The organism is Longimicrobium sp., from assembly GCF_036399935.1.
Classification (GTDB): Bacteria; Gemmatimonadota; Gemmatimonadetes; order Longimicrobiales; family Longimicrobiaceae; genus Longimicrobium.
Genome location: NZ_DASWMD010000035.1, coordinates 139,213 through 161,901, shown reverse-complemented (window position 1 = coordinate 161,901; position 22,689 = coordinate 139,213). Strand labels below are relative to the sequence as shown.

Here is a 22,689-nt window from a genome sequence, read left to right as displayed (position 1 = left end):
ATGATGGCCCTCCTGCTCGGCCTTGCCCTGCCGGCGCAGCTGCCCGCGATCGAGTACCAGCTCGAGGTCGTGGATGATTCGACCATCGAGGTCCGTGTTTCCTTCGAGCCGCGGGGCCGCGAGAGCACGCTCTCCATATCGGCGGAGTGGGACGGCCACGCCAACCTCGGGGCCGGCATCTCGTCGCTGCGCGTGGACCCCGGCGCGGCGGACGTGCAGCGGAGCATGGACGGGGCGCGGGTACGGATCGCCGCGCCTCCTGGCCAGCGCGTGCACCTCACCTATCGGCTGAAATCGACCGCGGCCGGCACCCCCGGTGAGGGCATGGGACGCCCGCTGATCACGCCCGAGTACACCTTCCTCCTCGCCAACACGGCCCTGCTGGTACCGGACTGGGGGGATACGACCACCATCCGGGCGTCCGTGCAGTGGGGCCGGCGGCCGGCCGCGTGGGTGGCCGATGGAAGCCTGGGCCCGGACGGCACCGGCACCCTGACGATCGCGGAGCTGCGCGCCGCCCTGTTCATCTCCGGCGACTGGTCGCTCACCCCCGCGGCAGGCGGCGGGGTGATGGTGGCCACGCGGTCCCTGTGGACGTTTCCGGTGGAGCGGTGGGCCAACCTGGTATCGCGGATCACCGCCGTGCAGACGGCCACCTGGGGCCAGCCCGCCGCGGACCGCGTTCTCGCCGTGGTGCTGCCGCTGCCCGCGGGCTCCAACCAGGGCGGCGAGGGCCGTACACGCGCGGTGGTGGCGTACGCGCCGGTGACGATCGACGGCCCCGAAGCGGCCGCGCATTCCCTGGCGCACGAGATGTTTCACGGCTGGCTGCCGGGCCGCACGGGGGGAAGCGAAGAGCTGTACTGGTTCACCGAAGGGGTGACGGACTTCTACGCGGCGCTGTCGCTGCTGCGCACCGGAGTCGTCGATTGGGAGGGGTTCGTCTCGCGCCTCAACGAGGTCCTGCGGAGCTATTCCACCTCCCCCGACCGCGAATTGAGCGTCGCCGCCGCGCTCGCCGCGCGGGCGGAACGGCAGAGCGCGCAGCGTCTTCCGTACGAGCAGGGATACCTTTTGGCCGCTTCGTGGTACGGGCAGGGGGGCCGACCCCGGGGTGCCCTGGACCGGGCGCTACGCCAGCTGGCTTTCGGCGGCCCTGCCGCGGCCCTCACCCGCGAACGAATCGTCGCGGCACTCGTCGAAGCCGGAATCCACACGGGCGAGGCCGACGTCCGGCGCGTGTTCCAGGGGCGCACCATCACGCTCCCCGCCGGGGTTTTCGGCGGGTGCGCCGTGGAGCGGCGCCTGACGGTGAAGATCTTCGACGCCGGCTTCGACGTCCGGGAATCGTTCGCCCAGGACCGCGTCACCGGACTCGTGGCGGGGAGCGCCGCCGCCCGCGCGGGGCTGAGGAACGGGCAGCGGGTTCTGGGTGGGGGAATGGTCGCCGACCCGGATGCGCCGGCCGAGCTCGTCGTCGACCGCGGGCACGGCCCCGACACGATCCGCTATTTCCCCGCGCGGAGCATCCCCGGCGTGCCGCAGTTCGAGCCCGCGGGCCGCACCTGCCCGGGGTGGGAGGATACGCGCCCTCCGGGTCCGCCGGACGAGCGGCGCCTCCCACCGCGGCAGGGTTCGTCACTCGCGTGCGCAGAGCCTGGCCCCCCCGGCCTCAGAAGTCCTGCGCCTCCGCGAGCACGGCGGCGCTCCCCAGCATGGCCGCGGCCGCGAGGGTGCTCAGGCCCAGGGCAAGCCATGGAAAGCCGGATTCGAACAGGAGGGTGCCTGGGTTCAGGTACCCGGCCCCGCTCATGAGGTCGAACACGTTCAGCCAGCGCATCGCCGGGATCTCGCCGACGAAGAACCAGGCGCCGGCGACCGCGAACCCCACCGCGGCCGCCGTGTACGCCCCCTCGAAGAAGTGGGGGAGAAGCGCCCCGACCCCCAGGAACACCAGCCCTCCTCCGACCGTGGTGACGGAGAAGAGGAGCGACTGCCCGAACGGGTAGCGTTCTCCTCCGAGCGGGCTGAGGGTGGAGAGGAGGATGGCCGGAATCAGCGCCAAAATGCCCAGTTCGGCGACGCAAACCGCCGAGCGGGTGAGCAGGACCTGGAAGCGGCGCACGGGGAGCGACAGCGTGTGCGCCGCGGTCCCGGCGGCCCGCTCGCGCGGAAGCCCCCCGTTTCCCAGGATCAGCGCGCTGAAGATCCAGACCGCCTGCGAATATCCGGAGTGAAGCTGGAGCCAGATGTACTCGCCGTACGTCAGCCCGCTCGCGGGGTGCGCGAGCGCGTACTCCCGGACCGTCTCCGGTCCGCCGACGACGGTAAAGGTCACCAGGGCCGTGAGCAGCGCGGCTCCGGCCAGGAAGCGGGCCCGCGTCTCGAGCCACGCCTTGTAGATCAGCATGCGGGTTGCTCTTTCAGCCATCACCGCCTCAGTAGTCCCGGGTCAGGGTCAGGTGAAACGAGGCGCCGAGCAGGAGGGTGGCAGCGGCCAGGCTGAGAAGGAGGCCGGCCCACGGCACGTCGCCGGGAGAGGCCAGGTCGGGCGGCCCCGCCATCAGCCCCGGCAGGTCGAGAATGCGCGCCCAGAGCGGGGCCCTGACGGCGTCGTCGGCGTAGGTCTGGAGCACGAAGTACAGGAGCGCGGCGGCCGAGACTCCGATCAGCATCGGCGTATGCTCGTCGCGCAGCACCGACGCAAGCAGAACCGTCAGGCCGAAGAAGCCGAGGCCCCCGCCCACCATGAGCGCGGAGTGCGCGAGGCCCGAACCCAGGGGGTAGGTTCGTCCGGCGAGGGCGGACCCCAGGGGAAGGAGGAACGCGGGCAGAAATCCCAGCACCACGAGTTCCGCGCCCGCCACCACCGTGCGCACGGCCAGCAGCCTGCGGCGGCTGACCGGGAGCGAGAGCGTGAACCCCGCCGTCCCCTGCACCGCTTCCTGGGCGATGCCGCCCAGCCCCAGGAGAACGGCCGAGAGCACCCAGGCGTTCTGCAGCAGCTCCGCGAAGAGGAAGTGCCAGAGGAAGTAGGGGTAGTCGGCCAGCGCGCGGCGAAACCAGTGCGGCTCGGGCCAGTCGGGGTGCAGAACCAGGTCCGACTGCCACTGCCGGATCATGAACGGGTGGGCGGCCACGAAGAAGAGGGTAACCGCGCCGACCAGGACGACGCCCAGCAGGAACCGCGAGCGCGTCTCGAGCCAGGCCTTATACCAGAGCATCGGTCCTCCTCGCCGTCTTCAGGCTTTCGAGAAAGATGTCCTTCAGCCCGATGGGGAGCACGTCCACGGCCGTGGCGTGCAGCGCGCGGCTGCGGTGGACCACGTGGTCCACGTTCCGGCTCACGAACAGCCTCGCGGTCCGCCCCGAAACGCTGACCCGCTCCACGCCCGGCACGGCCAGGCCCGTCCGGATGTCGTCGGGGACGGCGGTGTCGAAGACGAGGTCCACCCGCCGGTACTCCTCCCGCATGCTCTCCAGCGATCCGTCCACCAGCAGGCGGCCGCCGTCGATGATGAACACGTGCTCGGCGATCTGCTCGACCTCGGCGATCTGGTGCGACGAGAAGAAGATGGCGGTGCCGTCCGCCGCGAGCCCCACCAGGACCTCCAGGAGCCGCTCCGCCATGATCGGATCCAGCCCTTCGGTCGGCTCGTCCAGGATCAGGAGCTCGCCCCCGCGGCAGATGGCCAGGAGCAGCGCCAGCTGCGTACGCATTCCCTTCGAGAACTTCTTGATCCGGCGGTCGAGCGGCAGGCGGAAGTCGGAAAGGAGCCGGCGTTCCAGGTCGAGCCGCCAGCCGGGAAAGAACGACCGGGTGAAGCGGATGATCTGCGCGGCCGTCATGTAGTCGTACAGCCGCTTGTCTTCGCCCGCGTAGCCCACGCGCCTGCGGATCTCGAGGCTTTCGCGGGGATCGTCCACCCTGAAGCCGAGGACGGTCGCCGTTCCGCCGGAAGGGCGGACCATCCCCAGCAGCATCCGGATGGTCGTGCTCTTTCCCGCGCCGTTCGGGCCGAGGAAGCCGCTGATGGTGCCGGACGGCACGGAGAGGTTCATGTCCGTCACGGCCGCGAAGCTCCCGTACCGCTTGGCAAGGCCGCGTGTCGCGATCACCGGTGGGGTGTTCATCGATTCCTCGTGGGGCGGGAAAGGGAGGTTCCTACGCCGAACCGCCGGGCCAGCTCCGCTTCCACGAGGCGCCGGATCTCCGCCTCGGCGAAGCCGCGCGACGCGAGCTCGTCGATCAATTCGCGCACGGCTGGCTGAACGATCGCGACGAGGCTGGTGTTCACCGCGTGGGGCGTGGACTCGGCGACGAACGCGCCGGCTCCATGGCGAAGCTCGAGCACGCCCTCGTGCTCCAGCTCGCGGTACGCCTTGGCCACCGTGTTCGCGTTGATGACGAGGGCCTCGGCCAGCACCCGGATGCCCGGCAGCTGGTCGCCGGCCCGCAGTGCCCCCGTTTCGAGCGCGTGCCGGACCTGCTGCATCAGCTGCAGGTAGATCGGAACGCCGGAGCCGGGGGCGGGACGGGTGAACATTCAACGGCCTCGGCGGCGGAGCGATTCAACTGTGTGCTGTGATAGTACAGCAGACACCGTGGGCCGGCAAGGGCTCCGTCCCCCGCGGATCCTCCGGGGTCAGGTTCCCGCGGTGGGAAACCGCTGGATGACGGACTCGCGATACGTCCGGCTCAGCTTGAGATCGGTGCCATCGGCCATCCTCACGTGGTAGTCGCCCCCGAACCACGGACGGAGGTGCCGGACGTGCTGGAAATTTACGATCGTGGAGCGATGGATCCGTACGAACCACTCCGGGTCCAGCTGGGCCTGCATCGCGGCCAGGCCCCCCCGCGAAAGCAGGCGCTCCTGCGCGGTCTGGATGCGGAGGTAGTGGCCGTCGGCTTCGACCCAGAGGATCTCGTCGGCGCGCAGCACCCGCATCTCCTCCCCCACGCGGACCAGCAGGCGCTCCCTGGCCATCGACGGCTCCCGGAGGCCCGGTGCGCCGAGGAGGGAGGAGAGCCGCTCCGCCAGGGCTTCGGCTCGCCCGGACGCGGCACGCGCGCGCACCCGCCGGAGCGCCTCCCGCAGCCGGGGGGCATCGTACGGCTTGACGAGGTAGTCGACGGCGTGCAGCTCGAACGCGGCAACCGCGTGCTGGTCGAACGCCGTTACGAAGACGACCGGCGGCATCCGGTGAGCTCCCACCTCACGGATGACCTCGAAGCCGTCCATCTCGGGCATTGCGACGTCCAGCAGCACCACGTCGGGCTCCAGCTCGCGGATGGCGTCGACCGCCTCGCGGCCGTCGCGGCATTCGCCCACGACGGTGGCGGGACCGGCATCCCGCAGCAGATCGACGGCGCGGCGCCGGGCGATGGCCTCGTCGTCCACCACGAGCACACGGAGGGCCGCGTCCGTCACCCGTCCCCCACCGGTGCATGCAGCGGGATCCGCACGGTCGTACGCGCTCCCCGCTCCTGGCCCTCCAGGCGCAGGTCGCAGTTGGCGCCGTAAAGCTGCCGGAGGCGCATCTCCAGGTTCTCCAGCCCCACGCCGCTTGCTTCCCCGCGGCCCGGGGGGCGCCCGCTGAGTCCCATTCCGTCGTCTTCCACCTGGATTTCCAGGAACCGGCCCTCCGACCGCGCGCCGACACGAACGCGGGTGTTGCGCGACACGCGTTCCGCACCGTGGCGGATCGCGTTCTCCACCAGGGGCTGAAGGATCATCGGAGGCACGAGGCACCTTCGCTCGTCCGCGCCTACTTCCACCTCCACCCGGAGCCGGTCGCCAAAGCGGATGGTCTGGATTTCCAGGTACGCGGAGAGGAACTCCAGCTCCTCCGAAAGGGGAATCTCCGCGCCCGGATCGCCGTAGGTCGCGCGGCGGAGCAGCTCGCCGAGCCGCACGGCCATCGCCTCGGCCTTCGGGGGAGAGTCGCGGATCAGCTGGGCGATGGTGTTCAGCGTGTTGAAGAGGAAGTGGGGCTGCACCTGCCGGCTCAGTGCTTCCAGCCGGGCGTGCGCCAGGTCGGCGCGCAGCTCGGCCCGCGCGGTTTCGCCGGCGCGAACCTCGTCGTAGAACGCCCAGGCGAACCACGCGAAGAGCACCACGCTCAGGATGATCGCGTTGGAGGCGAAGCCGTAGAGGAAGCTCATCCGGAGCGACTCCAGGACGCCGGTGTCCGGCGGGTGCCAGGGACGGAGCATGCGAAGCGCGCCGCCCACGACGCTCTGCAGGACGAGCAGGAGTCCGCCGGCCAGGGCCAGTGCCCTCCAGGTGGGCCCGCGCCCGGGATGTCTCGCGAGCCAGCGGACCAGCACGTTCCCGAGCACGGCCCAGGTACCCCACTCAATGGCGTTGTCCGTCGCGATTCGCCGCAGCGGCACGGCCCCGCCCGTCTCCACCTGGATCATCACCTCCTGCACCGTCGCCAGCGCGAAGAGGGCGAGCCACGGGGCGAATACGGAGGGGGATGCCGCCCACCCGGTGGGTGCAGGCGGCCGCTCCGACGCCCGGCCCATTCGCGCGGGCGCTTCCACGATCGGATGTGCGCTCATCTGCTCTGGTGTGGGGAGCCATTCCCCCGGGAGATAACACTTCGGCAACCGTTTCGCCAACGGCCCGGGATTGCACCCCCGGGCCCGCCGGCGCGGGCCGCTCGCCCCGCGCCGCGAAACGAACGGCCCGCGCCGCGCACGCTCGGATGGTACCATCCGCTGCGGCGGCGGGGAGCGGCGCCGCTATCCTCCTGCGCTCGCATCGATGGGTTTTCACGTTCCCGCGGAGGGTCATGATCCGTTCTTTTGCCTGGGGCGCCCTGATGCTCTCCGGGGCATGCGCGCCGCGCCCGCAGGGGGCGCCCGCCCCGCTCCCCGCGGCGCCGGCGTTCACCGCTCCCCTCACCGTGGACTCTCTGCACATCCCTTTCGTCCGCGGATCCCTGAACGGTACCGAGGCGGGGTGGTGGGTGGTGGACAGCGGGGCGGCGCCGTGTGTGGTGGACAAGGGACGAGCCGAGGACCTGGGCCTGGACGTTCGTGGGCGTACACAGGTGCGCGGCGCGGGCGCGGGACCGGTGGCCGCGGACTCGGTGCGTTCGCGTACGGTGATCCAGGTGGAGGACGTCGAAACGTTCGAGTGCGAGCACCTGCTCGCGCTGGACCTCGCCGGGCTCACTTCCCTGGGCAGGCGCGTGGAGGGGATCCTGGGGTTCGATTTCTTCCGCCGCTGGGTCGTGGAGTTCGACTACGCGGGCGGACGGATGCGCCTGTACGAGCCCCAGGGGTTCCGCTACCAGGGTACGGGGCGCCGCATCCCGCTCCAGTTTCGCGGACGGCGGCCCTACATCACGGTGCGCATGGACCCGGGAGACGGCGGCGGGGCGGTGGAGCGGACGCTTCTCGTCGACACGGGCTCCGGCGACGCGGTCGACGACAGCGTGGTCCTCCGCTCGCCCGCGGCGAAGTCGCGAGCCGAGGGCGGCGTCGGCCTGGGCGCGCGCTACCCCGTCGTGCTCGGGCGGGTGTCCTCCGTCGAGTTGGGCGGGTACGTCCTGCGCGACGTGCCCGGCGTGGCGCCCGGCGTGGCACTGATCGGCGGAAACGCCCTGCGGAGGTTTCGTGTGATCCTGGATTACGGCCGCCAGGAGATGATCCTCGAGCCGGGTCCCGCGTTCGGCGAGCCGTTCGCGGGTTCGGCTCCACCCCCCGCTCCGCGGGAGCCGAAGCCATGAAGGGACCGCTGCGCCGGAGGTGGCGAGCGCTGGTTCCGGCGGTGCTCGCCGCGATGCCCGTGGTTCCGCCGGCGCTCTGCGCGCAAGCGGCGGGAAACGTTCCCGGCCCGCCGAACGGCCTGGTGGCGACCCTTCCCTTCGAGGAGCACCAGTTCTCGCTCGTATTCCTTCGCCTCGACACCGGCGGCGGCAACCTCGCCTGGTTCCTCGTCGACACGGGTACGCGGGGCTGTGTGGTCGACGTGCGCCAGGAGAACGCGCTGCACCCGGCGGGTGATCCCGCGCCGCATTCGGGGCAGCGCGCGGACGGCGCGGCTCGCGAAAAACAGCTTTCCGTGTTCTTCCCGGGGGGCGGGGCCTTGCTGTGCCGGCCGGTTACCATGGGCGACCTGGCTCCGGCGACCGACATCGTCGGCCATCCGGTGGAGGGGGTGCTCGGCTCTGCCCTGTTCGAACGGTACGTCGTGCGGATCGACTACGCGGCCCGGGTGGTCCGGTTGTACGAGCCGGCCCAGTTCGCCTATGGCGGGAACGGGCACGCGGCACGGCTCACCCTGGACGGCGGCATCCCCGCCATCGAAGCGGAGATCCGCGACGGCCCCGGACGGCCGGTCCGGCGGCGGTTCGTGGTGCAGACCGGGTCGGGCGACGCGGTCAACGACAGCGCGGTCCTTGTCTCCACGACGCTCCCCCGGTACCGGGCCGCCGCCGGCACACCTCATTCACGCGACTCCATCCTGATCGGGACCCTCGACACGGTGCGGGTGGGCGGCGTGGTGCTTACGCGCCTTCCCAGCGTCGCGGGGCCCAGCACCATCGGCGGGGCCGTCCTGCGCCGCTTCACGTGCATCTTCGATTACCGCGGCCACAAGCTGATCCTGGAGCCGAACCGCCACGTGGGCGACACGTTCAGCCGCGGCCTTCGGCAATCCAGTGGAATGAGCCTGTACGCTTCGTCCCACCGGGCGCAGCCCACGGTCAACGAGGTCACACCCGGGATGCCTGCCGCGCGCGCGGGCCTGGAACGCGGAGACGTGATCGTCGCCGTCGACGGCGTCCCGGCATCGCACCTTGGGGTCGAACGCCTGGCCGAGATGTTCGACCGGAGTGGAGAGCGGTACCGCGTGGCGGTTCAGCGCGGCCCGGCGGTGATCACCCTGGACCTCGTGCCCTGAGAATCCCCGGGCACCGTCCCTTACCCGATGGCCATGAACGGGTCGCGTTCCGAATCGCTCGCCCTGCGCGCCGTGGCTACGGCTCGGGGCGGAGCGGTGGACAGCCCGCGGGGCTGCCCGCCATCGTTACCCCGGGCAGGCGGCCTTTCCGCTCTCCTGTCCGTTCACCCGAACACGGAGAACGACCATGCGCGTGAAGTCTAGCGTCAAGGCCGGCGGCATCATCTACCCGTGGTGACACCGCGCCCCGTCCATTCGGGGCAGCGGCCACTCCCCTGCCTGCACGCCTCCACCCGCACACGGAGAACGACCATGCGGGTGAAGTGCGGCGTACAGGCCGGCGGGATTCTACACACCGGCTGACCCGGGCGCCTCGGCGTCGGCAGCCGAGCCGAAGCACGGATCGGGGGGTGGGCCCAACGGCTCACTCCCCGCGTTTCGTCGACGGCGCGGCACTCCAAGGCCGCCGCCGTTCGTCACGGATGCGCGATGAGCAGCACCGCCGCGTCACCCTTCAGCAGGTAGTCGACCGAAGACCGGAAGAGCTCCGGGTCCAGCGCCGCCAGGCTCTCGTCCAGGATCAGCAGGTCGGGCTTCTGCAGCACCGCCCGCGCGATGAAGATGCGGCTGCGCTCGCCGTGGCTGAGCTGCCAGCCGGTGTCGCCCACCATCTGGAAGAGCCCGCCCGGCATCCGCTCCAGCAGCGGGCCCAGCCCCAGCCCGCGGCAGACGGCCTCGGCCTCCCGCAGGTCCCCGGGAGCAGGCGGCCAGCCGCGGCCCAGGAGAAGGTTGAAGGCCAGCGAGCCCATCAGCACGTGGTTCTCGTGGAACTGCGGCACCAGCACCACCCGGCGGCGCCAGGCCCGGTGGCCCAGGGTGGGCGCATCCAGCCCGTCCAGCAGAAGGAGCCCCCCCTGGATGGGCCGGCACGAAGCGAGCAGGCCGCCCAGGGTGGACTTGCCCCCGCCCGAGGGCCCCTCCAGCAGGATGCGGTCGCGCCGCAGGATGGTGAGTTCCACGTCGAAGAGGGTGGGATCCGCGCGGCCCGGGTGCCGGTACGTCACCCGGGCCATCTCCACCAGCGGTCCCGGGGCGTGGAGCGCCTCTCCCGCCGGGACCATCGCCGGCGACCCGGGGGCTTCCGGAACGCCCTCCGCGGCCCGGAAGGGGGCGAGGCGCTTCCAGGCCACCAGCGCCCCCGCCAGCTGCTCGGTGCTGGTCACCAGGATCCGGAAGGCGCGGTACGCGACGATCACCCCGCCCACCGCCGCGACGGCCTTCCCCCCCGCGGCCCCCCCCTGCACGAACGCCGGGAGCAGCGCCAGCAGGCCCACCGCGAACCAGCCGCGGGGCACGCCGGTGCCCACGGCCACCTCCAGCCGGTTGAGCCGGCGGGAGCGATGGTCGTAGCGCTCCAGCATGGCTTCGTCGCGGCCGGCCACCCGGCCGGGTCCCTCCTGCGCCACGCGGGTGCGGTGCCCCACGAGCTGCTCCACCAGCGCATCGGTGAGGCCGATGCGCTCGTCCGTCCAGCGCAGCCGCTCGCGGCAGTACGCGGCGCCGGTCACCGCCGCCACCGCGATCCACCCCAGCAGCAGCAGCGCGTGCGCGGTTCCGCCGGAGCCCATCGCCAGCACCACCCCGGCGAACCCGAGCTCCGTGACGCCCATCACCAGGTACATCGCCCCCATGAACGAGAACGTCTCGATCGCCTCCACCTCCAGCGTCCGCCCCAGCAGCTGTCCGGCCCCCAGCCGCCGCACCCGGTCCGGATCGAGCCTGAAGGCGCCCTCCAGCAGGTGGCGCTTGAGGTGCGCGCCCACTTCGATGGAGATGGAGCCCATCGCCGCGTAGATGTGCATCCGCAGGGCGATGAAGGTGGCCAGCAGCAGGAGCCACAGGAAGAGCCAGCCGCGGCCGAAGCGGTCCGTCAGCGCAAGCGTCCCCATCACCCACCACGAGAGGAGGAAGACGGAGTACTGCGTGAGCTGCACCGCCAGGAGCCCCGCCAGGCGCGCCTGGAACCGCCTCCCCCCCAGCCGGTCCAGGAGCGAGCTGCCCGCCCCCGGGCGCAGCACCCACACGCCCGAGACGGCCTGCCGCCCCAGCAGCTGCGCAAGCAGCAGCCGGCGGGAGCGGGGCCGGCCCCGCGCGGGCACCCCCGCCGCTCCCAGGAGCGCCTCCACGGCCTGGGCGTGCGGCTCTTCCAGCGGCCCGCACACCGCGGCCTGCACCTCGCCCAGCGCGACGGCCCCCGTGCGGCCGCCGGGAGTCAGCACCGTGAGCGACCGGCGGCGCCCGCCGCGCACCACCAGGAACCCCGGCCCGCCCGGGGCCGGAACGTGCACGATCGCGGGGCCGCAGCCGCGGAGCATGCCCTCGTGCTCGCCGTACCGCGCCTCGACCGGCTCCGCCTGCAGCCCCAGCCCCCGCGCGGCGAGGTCGATGCACCGGCCCGGCTCGCGGCCGTCCGGGGCGCCGCCCTCCGGCCGCTGGAACCCGGGGCCGCCGGGCCGCCACCCCGCCGCCGCGGCGAGCGCGCCCACCGCCTCCTCCAGCCGCGCCTCGGGCCAGAGCGCCTCGCCCAGCGCGGTCACCGTACCCGCTCCCCGGGGAGCTCCGCGAGGCGCCCCCCCGCCAGGCGCAACCGCCGCCAGACCGGGTTGCTCCACACCGAGCCGTGCGCGTCCCCTTCCGCGCGCAGCAGCGCATGGTACCGCGAGCCCGGCTGCTGCCGGAGCGACCGCGGCGCGCCGTCCTCCACGATGCGCCCGGCCTCGAGCACCACCACCCGGTCGAAGTCGAGCGTCTGGGCGAGGTCGTGGGTCACGCAGACCACCGTGGCGCCCGCCCAGCGCTGGCGTACGGCGGCCATCAGGCGGCGGCGCTGCTCGCCGTCGAGCCCCCGGAACGGCTCGTCCAGGAGAACGAGCCGCGCCGGCCCGCGCAGCATTCCGCGGCCCAGGCGCACCCGCTGCCCCTCGCCTCCCGAGAGCAGGCCGCCCCCCTCTCCCAGCGGGGCCTGGAGCCCGTCCGGCAGCCCCTCGAGCACCGTGTGCAGCTCGGCCGTGCGCAGCGTTTCCCCCAGCGCGCCCGGGGCGGGGGCCGGAGCGCCGTAGCACAGGTTCTCGAGAAGGGGACGGTTCCAGAGCTGGACCGACGGGTCTATCCAGACGGTTTCCGCCCGGAGCGGCTCCAGCATCCCGGGTCCCACGTCGCGCCCGTCCACGACGACCCTGCCGGCCGCCGGCACGTGCCATCCCAGGAAGAGCCCCAGCAGGGTGGATTTCCCCGCCCCCGAGGCGCCGACGACCGCCACGTGCGCTCCCGGCTCCACGTGCAGGTCGATTCCATCGAGGATCGTGTGCCCCGCGGCGGCGACGGACACGCGCCGCAGGGTGAGCGCGGCGCCGGCCGCCGGGGCGGAGAGCGCGGCGGAGCCCGCCGCCGCGTCCGGTGCGGCGGGCGTTCCGAGCGGCTCGAACACGCGCAGCGCGATGTTTCGGAAGGCGGGATACCCCTGCAGCAGGAACACCAGCTCGATCCCGCCGGCCTGCAGCTGGATGGCCCAGTAGGCCACGAGCAGCGCACCTCCCGCGTCGTCGGGCAGCCCCGCCTGCCGCAGGAGGAGCAGGGCCATCACGGTGGTCGTCACCACCGCGTTCACCGTCAGGAAGAGGGTCACGACGGCGAGGCGCTGCCTTGCCGTCCGCACCGTCTCCACGAGAAGCGCCTCATGCTCCCGCCGCACCGCGTCGGTGCCCTCGTGCGAACGCACCGGAAGCAGGCCGAGGAGCGCGTCGAGGTAGAACCGGCCGAGCGCCCCGTTGTGCGTGCGCAGCCGCAGGTCCTGCTCCTGCAGAGGGGGGAGGAACAGCAGCGGAACCCCGAGCGACGTCACGAACATCGCCACCGGCAGCCAGGGTGCGCCCGGCGACAGCCAGAGCAGCGCCGCCACCGTGATCACCATCTGCGCGGCGAGCTGGATGCAGGCCGCGCCCATCCGGGGAAGAAGGCGCAGCTGGTGCATGGCGTGGCAGCGGTCCGCCATGTCCGAGGCGGGCCGGCTCTGGAGGTAGCGGTCATCCAGCCGCGCGATGGCGCCCCCGAACACGTGCCGGAGCCGCACCTCGGCCCTGCGGCCCAGGCGCAGCACGCTCTCCCCCAGCGACCACTCCAGCGCCAGCAGGATGCCGATGAACAGGGCGAAAACGGCGGCCGCCGCCAGCCGCTGCTCCCACAGCCCCAGGGTGCGTCCCAGCCCGGCGATGCCGCGCAGCACGAGCGCCTCCATCGCCACGGTGGAGGCCGCGGCGACCGTGGCCGCGGCCGCCAGCGCCACGTGCCGGAGGCGATCGGCCGCGAGCAGGCGAAGGTAGCCGCGCAGCGCCGACGTTTCGCGCCCGGCCGCCGCCGCGGCGACCTCGCGGCCGGGCGGGGCCGCCTCGCCGCTCCCCGGCTCGCCGGCCGCGGCGCCGGGGCGGGCGCGGACCAGCACCACCCCCTCCACCCGCAGCTCCTCGTCCTCCCGCGGGCCCGCGACGACCGGCCGCACCGACCAGTACGAAGCGGGGATCACCTCGGACTCGTGCCCGGCACTCGCGCCCTCCATCGCACGCCGCAGGAAGCGCTCGGCCTGGCCGCCCCGCCGCACCGCGCGCGCGGCCAGGACCGCCGTCGTCAGGCGCACGCCGGCATCCAGCGTGGCGAGCGCCTTCCATCCGGGATCGGCGCACGCGGCGGCGATCAGCCCCGGGGCCTGCGCCGCCATGCCCAGCTCCCCGATCCTGCGTGCCAGGACCGTGGTGAAATCCGCCGACCCGGCCCACTCCCGCCACGCCCGTGCCGGCACGCGGGCGGCGTGGACGTATGCGTCGCCCGCGAGGCGCTCGCACGAGATCCATCGCCTGCCGACCGCGGGATCCATCACCTGCACCCAGCGGCCGTGGCGGCGCCACGCCACCACGAAGTGCGTGAAGCCGTTGGGGAGCCGCACCACCACGATGGCGGGGAGCGCCCGGGCCTCCGGCAGCAGGAAGGTGTCGGCGGGCACCATGATCTGCTCCGCCGGAAGCCCCAGCTGCCCCGCCACCACCTCCAGCGCGTCGATGGAGGTGCCGTCCACGTCGGTGTGGCAGGCCTCGCGCAGGCGCCCGTAGCTGGCGGGAATGCCGAACCCCGTCACCAGGGCCGCGAGGCACGCCGGCCCGCAGTCCATCCCGGAGGTCTGCACCACCTCGGGAACCAGCCAGCGACGGCTTCCCGGGCCGGGCCTCACGGCTCCCCCCGCGCCGGGCCGGGTGGGCTCCGCCTGCGGGGCGCCCCCGCCGTGCGCAGCAGCAGGGTCGCAGGCGTGACGCGCTCCACCTCCACGTCCACCGACCCGGGGAGCGCATGCACGAGTGGAACCGAGGTCTCGGCGCCGGGCGCGAGGAGGATCTCCACCCGGATCAGGTTGCCGCGCGGCTCCCGCGCCACCCGCGCCACCCGGCCACGGATGCGCCCGTACTCCGTCCACGGGAAGGCGTCGAGGCGCATTCGCGCCCGCTGGTTCGGCCGCAGCCGTCCGAGCGCTGTGGCGGGAAACTCGGCGGTGACCCGCAGCCGCCCCTCCGGCACGATGGAGGCGAGCGTATCGCCGGCCCGCACCACCATCCCGGGGTTGAGGGGGCCGGCGTCGGCCACGCGGCCGGCGACCGGCGCGCGGACGCGCCGCAGCTCGCCGGCGTGCTCCAGGCTGCGGGCCACGGCGCGCTCCACCGCCGCCTGGCCCAGCCCCTCGGCGATCTGGCGGTCCAGCTCCGCCACCCGCGTCCCGCGGTCGTCGCCCTGCACCCGCCCCTCGGCCACCGCACGGCTCGCCGCCAGGGCGAGCGCCTGCGCCGAGGCGCGGCGGGCGCGGGCTTCGGTCTCGGCGCGCTCCCACTCGGCGCGCGATACGCTTCCGTGGGCCATGAGCTGCCGGAGCGTGGCCGCCTCGCGTTCGGCCGCCGCCGCGCGCAGCTGGGCCTCCTCGGCCGTGGAGCGCGCCTGCGCCGCCCCGATGTCGGCCGCGCGCGCCTGCTCCCGCAGCGCCTCGGCCGCATTCCGCCGCTCCACGCGCAGCGCGGCAATGCGTTGCTCCACTCCGCGCAGCCGGGCCCGGCTCTCGGCCAAGGACAAACGCTGTGGCTCGGCGTCGATCTCCACCAGCACGTCGCCCCGCGCCACGACGGTCCCCAGGGCCAGGGCGCTGCGTACGACGCGCCCCTCCACGGTGGAGGAGACCGGGTACGCCGCGGCCTGCACCTCCACGCGCGCCGCGTCGGTAGACTCGTACAGGGGGACGCTCCCGGCGAACAGCCAGGCGGTCCACCCCGCGAGCAGCGCCAGCGCCACCACCAGCGTGACGGTGAGGCCGCGCGCGTCGGGGGCCTCGAGCGACCGCAGCGTGCGGTCGAAGTTCATGGGCATGGACGATTTCGGAACGGCGTGCGAAACGAGGGCGGAACGGGACGCCGCCGTACGCGCGCGGCGGCGGGGAGCGGCCGGGAGATCGTGCCGGGACCGGGAGCGAGAAGGCGGGGCGCCTGTCCGCCGCACCGCCCGGAAAGCAATCGGGGAGTGAGCCAATGGCTCACTCCCCGGCCCCGCCTCCGTCTGGTCGTCACAGTGGCGGGGTTGGTACCGCGGCGTGTCAATCGCCGAAAGCGATGCCGCCGGCCTTGACGCTGGACTTCACGCGCATGGTCGTTCTCCGTCTGGGGGTGGGGGTCGTGGGCAGGGGAGAGGCCCCCTGGCGGCACCATAGTGCAGCGCGCACGGCTGGCCGCAAACCATGGAGACCCGAGACGTAGCGCTGGCGGCGCCAGACGAGCGATTGAGACCCTGCCGCGTTTCGCCGCTCGCGCCATGCCGCCACTCGGGTCCACGTGCAATCCGGTCCGGCTCCGATGCCCCCCGCCGGGCGTCGGCTCCGCATGCCGGAACGCGAAGGGGGAGCGGGCCGATGGCCCGCTCCCCCGATTCCGGCTCCGGCTGCCGCGTACGGCCGCGGGGCTGGTCCCGCGGAGGTTCAGTCGCCGTAGATGATGCCGCCGGCCTTCACGCTCGACTTCACGCGCATGGTCGTTCTCCGTCTGGAGGTGGGGGGCCTGGGCAGGGGAGAGGTCCCCTGGCGGTACCATAGTGCGGCGCGCATGGCTGGCCGCAAAGCATGGAGACCCGAGACGTAGCGGTGGCGGCGCCAGACGAGCGAGCGAGGTCATGCGGCGTTTTGGCGCGAGCGCGTGCCGCCGCGCGGGGCGCCGTTCGGGCGTGCGAACGGGGAGCGGACCAATGGCCCGCTCCCCGCGTCGCAACGATCGCCGAGGGCAACGCCGCCGGCCTGATGCTGCACACCAAGGCAGATGGTCGTACTCAGCCTCGGTGAAGGCGGTACCGGTCAGTCGCCGACCAGGACGCCGCCAGCCTTGACACTGGACTTCACGCGCATTGTTCGTTCTCCGGGTTGGATGGGGGAGGTACTGCAGGGGGGACGCACCATAATCGCCCCCCGCCGCCCCGCCGCACACCATGCAGTCCCGAGACGTGTCGCAGACGACGTGATACGTGCGCCTGCATCGCGAGCCGGTTCCCGCCGGATCAGTTCCCCGGCCCTGGCGGACCGGTCCGGCGGCGAACCATCCTGAACATCCGCCCCGCGAGGCGGCCGGCACTCGCCTCTCCACCCGCCGCGCTCCGAAGCACGATCACGCCGAATTTCAGCGCCGGGTCGTACAGCACCTGCGCGGTATATCCGGCCAGGTTTCCCGAGTGGCCCACCGCGGTCGTGTCGCCCCAGCGGTATACCTGGATACCGAGCCCGTAGCCGTAGTCCAGCGTGGACGACGAGGCGACGGGCACGCGCTGGCGGAGCGCCAGGGCCTCGGGCCCGAGCACCCCAGCCGGACCGTGCCCGATCTCGAGCGCCACGAGGCGGGCCAGGTCTCCCACCGTGGAGTAGAGACCGCCCCCGGGCACACGGAAGCCGACACCCGACCGGTGATCGGTGGCGGCGTCTTCGTAGTTCAGCGTGTCGCGGTACAGCTCGTCCCAGTCCACCCCCACGGCGAGCGCCTGCTCCAGCGCGGGGGTGAGCACGAACCCGGACGAGCGCATTCCGAGCGGCCCCAGGATCCGGCGCTCGACGTACGACAGGTACGGCTCGCCGGCCGCCCGGGCGAGGGCGGCACCGAGGACGCCATAGCCGATGTTGGAGTACTGGTAGGCCGTTCCGGGCGGGGCCGCGAACGTGGTGTGTGCGAGCCCGTGTTCCAGCGCTGCCTCCCATTCACGGGGGTCCCCCGTCTGTGAGCGGCGCTGGTCGTCCGGATCCCGTACGAGTCCGGAGGTCATGGTCGCCAGCTGCACCAGGGTCGGCGAGTGCCGCCGGCCGTTCGCGTCCACGAGCTGGCCCGCCGCCGCAAACCAGCGGTCCGCCGGGTCGTCGAGCCGGACCGTTCCCGCGTCAACGAGCTGAAGGAGCATCACCGCGGTGACCTGCTTGGTGATCGATGCAACGCGGTACACCGTCGCGGCCGACGCGGGCCGGCTCCGGGCTCGATCCGCGAAGCCGTAGCTCCTGGTCCATGCGAGCGACGGCCCGGAGACGATCGCCACGGTGATGCTGCCGAGGCTGTCGCGGGCGAACTCCGCCGCCGCGATGGAGTCTGCCAGCCGGGTGATTTCCGGGGTGATCTCCGGCGGACGTGCGGTGTCCTGTGCGAGCACGAGGGCCACCGTGAACAGCGACAGCAGAGTCATCGATCGCCTGACGCGAAGGGGCGTAGCGGGATACGAGAGCCCAGGTAGGATGCGGGATGCGACGCAAACGTTTATACGGGCGGCCACGGGACGGGGAGGACGGGACGCCCGGGGCGCGGAGCCCGCCAGGTAAACACAATCCCCCCGGCACTCGTCTCATGGCTGTTCACGCTGCTTCGACCCTCCTCGCACCGCGAGCGATCATGTTCATCCAGCCTTGCTCCTCCGCACTCCGCATCCCCGCCCTCGCCCTCGCCCTGGTGGCGGCGGCCTGGTCCTTCACGCCCGCCAGCGGGCAGGAGCGGCGCGCCGACATGCCGGTCACGCCGGCTACGCGCGACTCGGTGGCGCTCGCCGCCGCCGAAACCGTGGAAGCGCGATATGTCTTTGCCGACAAGGGCGCCGCCGCCGCCCGGGCAGTGCGCCAGGGTGTACGCGCCGGACGCTATCGCCGCCTCGAAACCGCTTCGGCGCTGTCGGACTCGCTGACCGCCGATCTGCGCCGCGGGACCGGCGACAAGCACCTGCAGGTGCAATTCAGCGCGACCCCGCGCACGGCGGCCCCCGACGCGGGACTCACCGCCGCCGACTCGGCGCGCGACCTCGAGAATGCGCAGTGGCGCAACTTCGGCTTCCATGCGGTCGAACGGCTCGACGGCAACGTGGGCTACGTTGAGATGGGGCGCTTCGACAATCCGGAGCTGGCCGCGGGCGCGCTCGCCACGGCGATGTCGTTCCTGGCGCAGACGGACGCATTGATAATCGATCTGCGGAATACCGGGGGCGGGTTCGCGGCGATGGAAGCCCTGGTCACCTCGTACTTCATCGCCGAGCCGAGGCTGCTGAGCACGCTCCACCGCCGCGGCGGCGACACGGCGCACCTGTGGACGCCGGCACGGGTGGCGGGGCCGCGCTACCTCGACAAGCCCGTGTACGTGCTGGTCAGCGGGCGCACCTTCTCGGCGCCCGAGGCGTTAGCGTACGACCTTCAGGCGCTGGGTCGCGCCGTCGTCGTGGGTGAGCAGACGCGGGGAGGGGCCAACCCGGGCGGGTGGGTGATGCTGGGGTCCCACTTCGCGGTGGGGGTCCCCACCGCCCGGCTGGAGAGCGCGATCACGCATGGCAACTGGGAGGGAGTCGGCGTGCGCCCGGACATGCCCGTCGCCGCGGCCGGCGCCAAGAAGGCGGCGCACCGCGCAGCCCTGCAACGGCTGGTGGCCGAGAACGCCTCGGCCGTGCGCGCGCCGCGCTGGAGCGAGGCGCTGGCGGAGCTGCGTGCCGACGACGCACGGAGCGCCAGCGCCACCGCGCCACAATGAGACGGCGCTGGAACTCCGGGGCGCGCGGAGATCCAGGGCGTTCCCTCAGGGCGTTGGAAAGGAGAGGACGGCCCCGTCCAGTGGTACGGTCATCGCCTGCTCCGAAGGCCTCTCGTTCGGGTTCGGCTGGCCGCGGCCGAGGACTGAGTAGCGGTCGAACACGTACGGCTGGCCCTCCGTTCCGTTGAGCGACGGCGTGTCACCTACGTGAAAGTGCAGGTGCGGTCCCACGCTGTTGCCGGAGTTGCCGAGCCTGCCGAGCACGCTCCCGCGCAGCACGCGCTCGCCCGGACGGACGCGAATGGACCCGGCGACGAGGTGCGCGTAGAATGCGTAGCGGCCGTTGCCCAGGTCCAGCGCCAGCCAGTTTCCCGGGTTGGTCCGGTTGGTCAGCGGCACCGGCATGAAGGTCCGGCCGTCGGCCTGCGGCACGTTGTCGGGAATGCCGTCCTGCACCGAAACGATCACGCCATCGGCGACCGCGAGTACCTCGGCGCCGTACCCGTAGAACATCTCGTTCGTGATGTCGTTCGGAAACGGGTTGGGCAGAATGCTTCCGGCAGAATCGACACGCTGGAAGTCGCAGCCGTACCGCTGCGGCACGCGAAGGCGCAGGTTCTGGATCACCAGCGCCGCGTGCGAGTTGCTCAGCGCCTGCCCGTTGCTGCATCGCCAGTTGCTGCCGCGAAGCGGGGGCGACAGCACCGGGGGAGGGCTCCGGTCCACGTGGAGCGGCTCCGAGGTGGCGATCAGGGATTCCGTGGGGGTTCCGCTTTCCGTTTGAAGCCGGATCGTGGGGACGGTGTCGAAGGTGATGCGGTGAAGAAGCGCGGCGGGTGGCGCATCTGCGGCGGCGAGCGAGATCCCCACGGCGATCGTCGAGGTGCGGCCGGCCGGAAGCGCCAGGTTCGCGGGCGAGATCGAGTCGCTCTCGATCCACCGGGTCACACGCTGCCGCCGCGGGTCGGCAAGCGCGCCGGCATCGTAGCTGGCCAGCGCGCGCCCGGTGGCGGCGTCCAGCACCTCCACGGAGCGAAAGCGCAGGTCCACGTCCAGCCAGCTGGTGACGTACAGCCGGTACAGCAGGTAGCGCCGCCCGTCCTCGCCGGCGACGAGCTGAGGGACCGGCCGCGCCGCCACGTCGAGGGGAAGGTTCAGATACGTGGTCGGCTGTGGGGCCGCGGCTGCCGTCTGGGCGAATGCGGGGCGGGCACTCGTCGCGATGCTCCACGACAGGAGGCCCCAGGCGAGATGACGGCGGGTGCCGCGGCCCCAGGCACCGCGGCCGGGCCGCCGTCCCGGGTGGGGCATCCAGCGGCGAGCGGTCGTGGGCTCTCTCATCGTGCGCGCTCTCCGGGGTTGAAAGTGTTGCTGCCGTGAGATCCACCCGTCCCCGGCTAGCGTCACTCGGATGCCCCAAGCGTTACGATGGTTTGAACCATTCCGCACCGGCCAGGCATTCGGTCGGCTCTGGCCGGCGCGCATCCCCTAGGCCGCTGGTGAAGTTCCGCGTGGCCCGTCGGCTCGCCCGGCAAACCCGGGCCGCGCGCGGGCGGAGCGCTCACGCGTTTCGTGCCGCCAGCACCCAGAAGAAGGGGACCGGCACGCCGTCCTCGTCCTCGGTGCGGACCTGCGCGTCGATGACGCGCAGTCCGGCGTCGCGCACCAGCCGAACGGTGGCTTCGGGGGGATGGCTGCTGGAGAACATGCGCACACCGAGCCAGTCATCCTCCATGCCTTCGGCCATGTCGCGTGTTCCAAACGCCGCCGCGAGCAGCCCTCCCGGCTTCAGCCAGCCGGCGATCGACGACAGGAGCGGCCCGTGTTCCGCCCGGGGGAGATGGAAGATGGAATAGAATGCGACGACGGCGTCGAAGCTGGCCGCGCGGAACGAAACTTCACCCATGTCGGCCTGAACGAACGCCGCCGCGGGAGCGTTGCGGCGCGCCAGCTCGAGGTTGCTCCACGCCAGGTCGAGCCCAACCACCCGGTGGGCCGAGGCGAGCATCCGGGTCGAAACGCCAGCGGCCCCGCAACCCACGTCCAGAATGGTGGAGCCTGGTGCGAGCCAGGCAAGAACGCGTGAAGCGTACTCGACGCGCTCGCCCACGCGCGTGCGACCGGCCCACTCCGCATGACGCTCCGCCGCCTCTTCGTATCCCGCCGCGACCCACTGCTTCGCCTCCTTCATTTCTCACCCCCTGGCGGCCCTCGGGACATCGTCACCGTGCGGAAGGAGGCCCGAATGATGAGCGAAGGGCTCCGCGAGGCGGTTGCCTTGCGGAGCCCTTCTGTCTATCGAACCTTGTAATCTCTTGTCACTCCACGGCGTAGTGAGATTGCGACAGACTGTGTGCTTCTACAGGCATGGCGCTCTACAGCAGATCCCTACCCCTGCGCCGTCTGGATCATGTCGAACATGGGCATGTACATGGCCACCACCATCCCGCCGATCACCACGCCCATCACCACGATCATGATGGGCTCCAGGATGGAGGTGAGCGCGCTGACCGCCGCATCCACTTCGTCGTCGTAGAAGTCGGCGATCTTGGAAAGCATGTCGTCCAGGCCGCCCGTCTGCTCGCCCACGTTGATCATCTGCACCACCATGGGCGGAAACACGCCGGAGGCCTTGAGCGGCTCGGCGATGGTGGCGCCGCTGGCGATGCTGGCGCGCGAGGCCATCACCGCGTCGTGGATCACGCGGTTGCCCGACGTGCGCGCGGTGATCTGCAGCCCTTCCAGGATGCTCACGCCCGAGCTCACCAGCGTGCCCAGGGTGCGGGTGAAGCGCGACACCGCCGACTTTCGCAGCATGTCGCCCAGCACGGGCATGTGCAGCAGGAAGCGGTCGATGGCAAGCTGCCCCGTGTCGGTCTTGTACCAGCGCCGGATGGCGAACACCGACGCCACGATGCCCACCACGATGAAGAAGATGTAGTTCTGCAGGAACGCGCTGATGGCCAGCACGAAGCGGGTGGGGGCGGGCAGGTCCAGCCCGGCCTCCAGGAAGATGGTGGCGAACACCGGCACCACCTTCCACAACAGGATGGTGGTGGCCAGGATCACCACGGTCAGCATGACGGCGGGGTAGGTCATGGCGCCCTTGATCTTGCGGACCAGGGCGTCGTTCTTTTCCATGAACTGCGCCAGGCGCAGCAGGATGATGTCCAGGATGCCGCCCGCCTCGCCGGCGGCCACCATGTTCACGTACAGCTCGGTGAACACCTTGGGGTGCTTGCGCATGCCGTCGGCCAGCGTCATGCCGGCCTGGATGTCGTTGAGCACCGCGCTGATGACGGCCCGGAAGTTCTTGTTCTCGGTCTGCTCCGCCAAAATGGTCAGGCTCTGCACCAGCGGCAGCCCCGAGTTGATCATGGTGGCGAACTGGCGCGTGAAGATCACCACCTCACGGGTCTTGATCCCCGTGCCGAAGGTGATGTTGATCTCCTTGGCCTTGGCGTTCACCGAGACCGGCTTCAGCCGCTGCCGCACCAGGAAGCCCACCACCTCGTCGCGGGTGGGCAGGTCGATCTCGCCGGTCGTAATCTCGCCGCTGGCCGCGCGGGCGCTGTACGCAAAAACGGGCATTGGGGCACCCCAGGGAATAGGGAATGGGGAATAGGGAACAGGTGGCCGGCCGCACGGCTCCACCCTTCCCTCCGCTC

General features: G+C 72.1%; 16 protein-coding genes. 4 read left to right on the top strand and 12 right to left on the bottom strand.

Annotated features, from left to right (window positions below; translation table 11 throughout):
• On the top strand, positions 1-1,815 hold the full coding sequence (locus VGB24_RS12285; protein WP_331073260.1) for a hypothetical protein: 1,815 nt from the start codon (positions 1-3) through the stop codon (positions 1,813-1,815).
• Positions 1,816-2,438: 623 nt separating this feature from the next.
• Here the strand turns inward: VGB24_RS12285 and VGB24_RS12280 are convergent.
• From VGB24_RS12280 to VGB24_RS12260, 5 genes are all read right to left on the bottom strand, one after another.
• On the bottom strand, positions 2,439-3,224 hold the full coding sequence (locus VGB24_RS12280) for a hypothetical protein (RefSeq protein WP_331073237.1): 786 nt from the start codon (positions 3,222-3,224) through the stop codon (positions 2,439-2,441).
• Entirely contained in the window at positions 3,211-4,134 is a 924-nt protein-coding gene (locus VGB24_RS12275) for an ABC transporter ATP-binding protein (protein WP_331073236.1), read from the bottom strand. Before VGB24_RS12275 ends, VGB24_RS12280 begins: the two co-directional genes overlap by 14 nt.
• Positions 4,131-4,547 (bottom strand): GntR family transcriptional regulator, encoded by a 417-nt coding sequence (locus VGB24_RS12270; RefSeq protein WP_331073235.1) that lies wholly within the window; start codon positions 4,545-4,547, stop codon positions 4,131-4,133. The genes VGB24_RS12275 and VGB24_RS12270 overlap by 4 nt, the downstream gene beginning before the upstream one ends.
• A 99-nt stretch (positions 4,548-4,646) precedes the next feature.
• Positions 4,647-5,432 (bottom strand): LytTR family DNA-binding domain-containing protein, encoded by a 786-nt coding sequence (locus VGB24_RS12265; protein ID WP_331073234.1) that lies wholly within the window; start codon positions 5,430-5,432, stop codon positions 4,647-4,649.
• Complete coding sequence (locus tag VGB24_RS12260) at positions 5,429-6,568, bottom strand: sensor histidine kinase (protein WP_331073233.1); 1,140 nt, start codon at positions 6,566-6,568, stop codon at positions 5,429-5,431. Before VGB24_RS12260 ends, VGB24_RS12265 begins: the two co-directional genes overlap by 4 nt.
• A 233-nt stretch (positions 6,569-6,801) precedes the next feature.
• On the opposite strand from VGB24_RS12260, the gene VGB24_RS12255 reads away from it, so the two are divergent.
• Positions 6,802-7,743, top strand: coding sequence for a retropepsin-like aspartic protease (locus VGB24_RS12255; RefSeq protein ID WP_331073232.1), 942 nt, complete (start codon positions 6,802-6,804; stop codon positions 7,741-7,743).
• Positions 7,740-8,918, top strand: coding sequence for a PDZ domain-containing protein (locus VGB24_RS12250; protein ID WP_331073231.1), 1,179 nt, complete (start codon positions 7,740-7,742; stop codon positions 8,916-8,918). Before VGB24_RS12255 ends, VGB24_RS12250 begins: the two co-directional genes overlap by 4 nt.
• Positions 8,919-9,394: 476 nt before the next feature.
• Here VGB24_RS12250 and VGB24_RS12245 read toward each other — a convergent pair whose 3' ends face one another.
• The 4 genes from VGB24_RS12245 to VGB24_RS12230 all read right to left on the bottom strand — a co-directional run bounded on the left by VGB24_RS12245 (position 9,395) and on the right by VGB24_RS12230 (position 17,702).
• Positions 9,395-11,515 carry an ABC transporter ATP-binding protein gene (locus VGB24_RS12245; RefSeq protein ID WP_331073230.1) on the bottom strand — a complete coding sequence of 707 codons (2,121 nt, stop codon included), beginning with the start codon at positions 11,513-11,515 and terminating at the stop codon, positions 9,395-9,397.
• Positions 11,512-14,196, bottom strand: a complete 2,685-nt coding sequence (locus tag VGB24_RS12240) for an ATP-binding cassette domain-containing protein (protein ID WP_331073229.1) — start codon at positions 14,194-14,196, stop codon at positions 11,512-11,514. The genes VGB24_RS12245 and VGB24_RS12240 overlap by 4 nt, the downstream gene beginning before the upstream one ends.
• A complete protein-coding gene (locus VGB24_RS12235; protein WP_331073228.1) occupies positions 14,193-15,371 on the bottom strand; it encodes an HlyD family secretion protein in 1,179 nt (392 codons plus the stop codon). Before VGB24_RS12235 ends, VGB24_RS12240 begins: the two co-directional genes overlap by 4 nt.
• Positions 15,372-16,541: 1,170 nt before the next feature.
• Positions 16,542-17,702, bottom strand: coding sequence for a serine hydrolase domain-containing protein (locus VGB24_RS12230; protein ID WP_331073227.1), 1,161 nt, complete (start codon positions 17,700-17,702; stop codon positions 16,542-16,544).
• A 203-nt stretch (positions 17,703-17,905) separates the two neighbouring features.
• Between VGB24_RS12230 and VGB24_RS12225 the strand changes: the two genes are divergently transcribed.
• On the top strand, positions 17,906-19,021 hold the full coding sequence (locus VGB24_RS12225) for a S41 family peptidase (protein ID WP_331073226.1): 1,116 nt from the start codon (positions 17,906-17,908) through the stop codon (positions 19,019-19,021).
• Between the two features lie 45 nt (positions 19,022-19,066).
• On the opposite strand, the gene VGB24_RS12220 is transcribed toward VGB24_RS12225, so the two are convergent.
• From VGB24_RS12220 to VGB24_RS12210, 3 genes are all read right to left on the bottom strand, one after another.
• Positions 19,067-20,362: a M23 family metallopeptidase gene (locus tag VGB24_RS12220; RefSeq protein WP_331073225.1), complete on the bottom strand. Its 1,296-nt coding sequence runs from the start codon at positions 20,360-20,362 to the stop codon at positions 19,067-19,069.
• A gap of 220 nt (positions 20,363-20,582) precedes the next feature.
• Entirely contained in the window at positions 20,583-21,212 is a 630-nt protein-coding gene (locus VGB24_RS12215) for a class I SAM-dependent methyltransferase (protein WP_331073224.1), read from the bottom strand.
• 197 nt (positions 21,213-21,409) lie between these two features.
• Positions 21,410-22,612 carry a type II secretion system F family protein gene (locus VGB24_RS12210; RefSeq protein WP_331073223.1) on the bottom strand — a complete coding sequence of 401 codons (1,203 nt, stop codon included), beginning with the start codon at positions 22,610-22,612 and terminating at the stop codon, positions 21,410-21,412.
• Between the last annotated feature and the right edge of the window lie 77 nt (positions 22,613-22,689).

Coding starts and splice junctions, on each gene's coding strand:
- VGB24_RS12285 (WP_331073260.1), top strand. CDS start 1: ATGATGGCCCTCCTGCTCGGCCTTGCCCTGCCGGCGCAGCTGCCCGCG.
- VGB24_RS12280 (WP_331073237.1), bottom strand. CDS start 3,224: ATGCTCTGGTATAAGGCCTGGCTCGAGACGCGCTCGCGGTTCCTGCTG.
- VGB24_RS12275 (WP_331073236.1), bottom strand. CDS start 4,134: ATGAACACCCCACCGGTGATCGCGACACGCGGCCTTGCCAAGCGGTAC.
- VGB24_RS12270 (WP_331073235.1), bottom strand. CDS start 4,547: ATGTTCACCCGTCCCGCCCCCGGCTCCGGCGTTCCGATCTACCTGCAG.
- VGB24_RS12260 (WP_331073233.1), bottom strand. CDS start 6,568: ATGAGCGCACATCCGATCGTGGAAGCGCCCGCGCGAATGGGCCGGGCG.
- VGB24_RS12255 (WP_331073232.1), top strand. CDS start 6,802: ATGATCCGTTCTTTTGCCTGGGGCGCCCTGATGCTCTCCGGGGCATGC.
- VGB24_RS12250 (WP_331073231.1), top strand. CDS start 7,740: ATGAAGGGACCGCTGCGCCGGAGGTGGCGAGCGCTGGTTCCGGCGGTG.
- VGB24_RS12235 (WP_331073228.1), bottom strand. CDS start 15,371: ATGCCCATGAACTTCGACCGCACGCTGCGGTCGCTCGAGGCCCCCGAC.
- VGB24_RS12230 (WP_331073227.1), bottom strand. CDS start 17,702: ATGACTCTGCTGTCGCTGTTCACGGTGGCCCTCGTGCTCGCACAGGAC.
- VGB24_RS12225 (WP_331073226.1), top strand. CDS start 17,906: ATGTTCATCCAGCCTTGCTCCTCCGCACTCCGCATCCCCGCCCTCGCC.
- VGB24_RS12220 (WP_331073225.1), bottom strand. CDS start 20,362: ATGAGAGAGCCCACGACCGCTCGCCGCTGGATGCCCCACCCGGGACGG.
- VGB24_RS12215 (WP_331073224.1), bottom strand. CDS start 21,212: ATGAAGGAGGCGAAGCAGTGGGTCGCGGCGGGATACGAAGAGGCGGCG.
- VGB24_RS12210 (WP_331073223.1), bottom strand. CDS start 22,612: ATGCCCGTTTTTGCGTACAGCGCCCGCGCGGCCAGCGGCGAGATTACG.